This window comes from Phyllobacterium sp. P5_D12 (assembly GCF_054049495.1).
Genome location: NZ_JBFUMG010000401.1, coordinates 1 through 4,157 on the forward strand (window position 1 = coordinate 1; position 4,157 = coordinate 4,157).

General features: G+C 55.0%; 5 protein-coding genes. 3 read left to right on the plus strand and 2 right to left on the minus strand.

All coding sequences use genetic code 11. The features are described 5' to 3' along the window. Positions 1-17: 17 nt before the first annotated feature. Entirely contained in the window at positions 18-581 is a 564-nt protein-coding gene (locus tag ACXJ5O_RS20375; RefSeq protein ID WP_457301483.1) for a TetR/AcrR family transcriptional regulator, read from the minus strand. 50 nt (positions 582-631) lie between these two features. Between ACXJ5O_RS20375 and ACXJ5O_RS20380 the strand changes: the two genes are divergently transcribed. Continuing rightward, a complete protein-coding gene (locus ACXJ5O_RS20380) occupies positions 632-1,195 on the plus strand; it encodes a dihydrofolate reductase family protein (RefSeq protein ID WP_457301484.1) in 564 nt (187 codons plus the stop codon). 118 nt (positions 1,196-1,313) lie between these two features. Here ACXJ5O_RS20380 and ACXJ5O_RS20385 read toward each other — a convergent pair whose 3' ends face one another. Then, positions 1,314-2,006: a GntR family transcriptional regulator gene (locus tag ACXJ5O_RS20385; RefSeq protein WP_457301485.1), complete on the minus strand. Its 693-nt coding sequence runs from the start codon at positions 2,004-2,006 to the stop codon at positions 1,314-1,316. A gap of 148 nt (positions 2,007-2,154) precedes the next feature. On the opposite strand from ACXJ5O_RS20385, the gene ACXJ5O_RS20390 reads away from it, so the two are divergent. Together ACXJ5O_RS20390 and ACXJ5O_RS20395 are read left to right on the plus strand one after the other, a co-directional pair. After that, on the plus strand, positions 2,155-3,156 hold the full coding sequence (locus ACXJ5O_RS20390) for an ABC transporter substrate-binding protein (protein ID WP_457301486.1): 1,002 nt from the start codon (positions 2,155-2,157) through the stop codon (positions 3,154-3,156). A 65-nt stretch (positions 3,157-3,221) separates the two neighbouring features. Further along, positions 3,222-4,055 (plus strand): ABC transporter ATP-binding protein, encoded by an 834-nt coding sequence (locus tag ACXJ5O_RS20395; protein ID WP_457301487.1) that lies wholly within the window; start codon positions 3,222-3,224, stop codon positions 4,053-4,055. Positions 4,056-4,157: the final 102 nt, after the last annotated feature.

Genomic DNA, 4,157 nt, shown 5'->3' on the forward strand with positions numbered 1-4,157 from the left:
GCTTAGATTGCCCCACCTTACATGGCACCGACGCTCCGGCACCAGTCTCCAAGTACAACCTCAATCTCAGCAGCAGGATCACCGTCGCGCTTGAACGCCCACCAGATAAGGGCTCCCTGCCATATGCTGGCCATTTGCCAGCCCATCCGCTCGGCAAGCACAGCTTCTTTGGTCAACCGCCTGCCCAAGGACTGAGCAAGATATGTACCCCAGGCGGATCCACGTGCCCGAAGCGTCGGATTTCGCAAATCCTCCCGCAACAGAAGGAGCCCGTCTGTGAGGTTGTACTCTGTCGCGTCGCCGGGCATGAGCCGCATCAGCATTGAGATCGCACCAGCCGGACTGATGGGAGTCTCTATGTCAGCTGCAGCGGTAACCGCGTCGAGGCGATCCCAGGCGTATAGTAGGACCGCCTCGATCATCCCCTCACGAGTACCGAAACGCTGTACGAGCGTGGCGCCCGACAGTCCCACTGCCTGCGAGGCCTTAGAAAAAGTCAGCCCGACCGGTGGGGTCATCTCCAGCGCGGCCAATAGCCTGTCGAGGACAGCGCTATCCGAAATGGTCTTGCTTCTACCCATGTCGCAGTTTATAAACGATCGTTCGGTTATTATCAAGGGAGAGATGGCGCATGGCCAAAATTCTCGGATACATCGCAACCAGCCTCGACGGCTTCATTGCTACAGACGAAGACAGTCTTGACTGGCTGTTCATGTATAACGACCTTGAGCTTGGAGAGTACGATTACCGCCAGTTCATCAAGCGCATCAGGACGGTTGTTATGGGTCGAGGCACCTATGACTTTCTGGAAAAAGACGGCTCTCCCTGGGCCTACGGCGAGCAGCGCGTTCTGGTTGTCACTTCTAGGCCAATTGCCTCACCGAAGGGACAGTTAGAGAGGCGCAGCGATGTCGATGATCTTATCAGAGAGCTGCGAGGTCTCAGCGACGGCGACGTCTGGATTCTCGGTGGAGGGAAATTACAGATGGCCTTCATCGAGCGATGTGCACTGGACGAAATCGAGATCTATGTGATGCCGGAGCTGATAGGCGGCGGAACACCACTCTTTCCCCCTGCGGGGTTTCGGAAGGCTCTGCGCTTGCTCCATGTCAACGCGCTCGACCAAGGCTGTGCCCGCCTTCATTACGCCTTCGACCACACTGCGGAGAGCGAAATTACCGCATCGGAGGCATAATTTGATGGAGCAATGCGGATCCGGCCCTCGGTTTCAGTCATTTTACCACGATCGAGCCCCTGCCTCCGAACCGGCCCAATTTCTTCTTTTGCTGAGCCAGGCTGATGATCGAGTTGCGTCACTTGCGAACATAGTCCGGAAATTGTTCGCTGATGAGATCAATGATTGAAAGCGTTCCAGACAGATGTTTGCGCAGCGCAATTGCCGCGGCTTCCGAGTGTCCGGATTTTATCGCATCGATAATATCTTGGTGATCATTGAGGACATTTTGCATCTTGCCGGGCATAGGCAAATTAAGTCGCCGCAGCCGGTCCAGATGGACGCTCTGCCGGCGCACCGTCGACCAGAGGTTGAGAATGTTCGCATATTCGTAAATTTTACGATGAAAGTCTTTGTCGAGCGTGTCGAACGAATCGTAGGTTTGAGGCGAGGCCACATGACGTTGTCGCGCCAGAATTTCTTCAAGTTCTTTGGCCAGTTGTTGGGGAGCCTCTTGGGTCAGACGCCGTACGGCCTCGAGTTCAATTGACAGTCGCAAGAACTGGGCTTGTCTTGCATGGCCAATATCGATCTTTGCGACAACCGTTGCATATTGAGGAAAGACTTCGACGATTCCCTCTTCCTCAAGGCGCATGAGGGCATCGCGGACAGGGGTTTGGCTGACGCCAAACTCCAACTGCAGCGATGCGCGCGAGAGTATCGTGCCTGGAACAAGATCGACTGAAAGAATTCTGTCTCGCAGTATTTCATGGATCTGGTGCGCCACCTGCCGTGTTCGATCCAGAACACTCCCATTCACTCTTCCGCTCATATCAGGCTCTTTCGCTCATCCATTGACGACCGATAGCACAAAATTTGGGTTGATGCACTGATGTATTAGTGCTTTATAGGCATTGCGAAGTCGGAGGACCTTCGTCGGATGTGCCGGCGGGCGCAGTTGAATCAAATGGGAGGAAGACATGCGATTGCTTACAAATGGTATTGCCGCATTGGGCATGATCCTAAGTCTGGGCACGGTGAGCCAGGCTCAGGAGAAGACTGACATTTCCATTACACGCCAGCCAGGCATTCTGTATCTGGCGAGCCATGTCATGGAGACGCAAAAGCTTATCGAAAAACATGCGGCAGAAGATGGCCTGGAAGGTGTTACCGTCAACTGGCGCACCTTCAGCGGCGGCGGCGCACAAACCGATGCGCTTCTTTCCGGGAATGTCGACATCGTCAACACCGGAACGGGCAACCTGCTTCTGCTGTGGGACAGAACACGCGGCAAGGTGAAAGGGATCATCACCAGTTCGGCGCAACCGGTCATCATGGTGTCGCGTGACCCCAAGATCAAATCATTGAAGGACATCGGTCCGAGCGACAAGATCGCGGTCCCCACTGTCGGCGTTTCGACGCAGGCGATCCTGTTGCAAATGGCGGCAGGTCAGATGTACGGAGACGGCGATCTCAAGCATTTCGATCCTAACACGGTGCAGCTCGGACATCCCGATGCGATGGCGGCGCTGGCGAACAAGAGCCACGAGGTGGCCAGTCATTTCTCCGCGCCGCCTTTCCAGTATCTGGAGATCAATGCCGGCAACCACATCGTGGTCAATTCCAAGGACATCATTGGCGGTCCTTTAACTCAGGCGACGTTCTTCACGACAACGGCTTTTGCCGAAGCAAATCCTGTCATCATCAAGGCCGTGCGCGAAGCCACGGTCGAGGCAATCGACATGATCAAGAAGAACCCGAAAGACGCCTTGAGCGCCTACAAGCAGGTCTCCGGTGACAAAACCGATCTTAATACCCTGGTCAAGATCCTCGGACAGCCGGACATGATGGAGTTTCGCACCGATCCTCAGGGAACGATGAAGTTTGCAACGCATCTGCACAAGATCGGAACGCTCAAGACGATGCCTGCGGCATGGACAGACTATTATCTGCCAGAATCCGCGGATCTAAAAGGCAACTAACTGTCGGCAACAAGCCAACGACCTGGCAGAGATGCCGGGTCTTCCGACTTCCTATGGAGGCCCATATGTTACAGGCCATACAGCAAAAAATAGATCCAACAGCAGGTCTTCCCGATGTCAAAGCGGAAAGTGAGGCCAGGCCGCTTCTCACCGTGGACAAGGTAACGCTTCGCTACAAGACCCCGAATCTGCTGATAACCGCGACGGAAGACGTCAGTTTTTCTGTTGAACGATCCGACCGTTTTGTTCTTCTCGGACCGTCCGGTTGCGGCAAGTCCACGCTGTTGAAAGCCGTCGGCGGATACATGACCCCGGTGAGTGGATCAATTCATATCAACGCACGGCCGGTCAAAAAGCCTGGTGCCGATCGTATGATGGTATTTCAGGAGTTCGACCAGCTTTTGCCTTGGAAGACGGTACTGGAAAACGTCATGTTTCCGCTGATCGTTGCGCGCAAACTATCGCGCGGCGAGGCGGAGGCACGGGCCAAGGAGTATATCGATAAGGTAAAGCTCACACGCGCCATTGACAGTTATCCGCACACGCTATCGGGTGGCATGAAGCAACGCGTGGCGATCGCCCGCGGCATGGCCATGCAGCCCGACATTCTGCTGATGGACGAGCCGTTTGCAGCACTCGACGCTCTAACGCGGCGCCAGATGCAGGACGAACTGCTGCAGCTTTGGGAAGATACCAGGTTTACGGTCATTTTCGTCACACATTCGATTGCTGAAGCCATCAAGATCTCCAACCGCATTCTGCTGTTGTCGCCTCATCCGGGGCGCGTGAAGGCTGAAGTGATCGACGTTGATAGCGCCCGTCAGGACGATGGCAGCGCCGCCGCGCTCGAACGCGATATCCACAATCTGCTCTTTTCCGAGTCCGGCCACAGGGAGTGACGACAATGACAAGTCCGCAAATCATTCTTGCAGCCGATGTTACGACAAACAGGCAGCATACCAATATAGCCGAGGTCGAACAGAGGCTCGGTTCCCTCGAAT

What these genes read in the sequence shown, in the direction of transcription:
- ACXJ5O_RS20375 (WP_457301483.1), bottom strand. Translation starts at nt 581, where the DNA reads ATGGGTAGAAGCAAGACCATTTCGGATAGCGCTGTCCTCGACAGGCTA.
- ACXJ5O_RS20390 (WP_457301486.1), top strand. Translation starts at nt 2,155, where the DNA reads ATGCGATTGCTTACAAATGGTATTGCCGCATTGGGCATGATCCTAAGT.
- ACXJ5O_RS20385 (WP_457301485.1), bottom strand. Translation starts at nt 2,006, where the DNA reads ATGAGCGGAAGAGTGAATGGGAGTGTTCTGGATCGAACACGGCAGGTG.
- ACXJ5O_RS20380 (WP_457301484.1), top strand. Translation starts at nt 632, where the DNA reads ATGGCCAAAATTCTCGGATACATCGCAACCAGCCTCGACGGCTTCATT.
- ACXJ5O_RS20395 (WP_457301487.1), top strand. Translation starts at nt 3,222, where the DNA reads ATGTTACAGGCCATACAGCAAAAAATAGATCCAACAGCAGGTCTTCCC.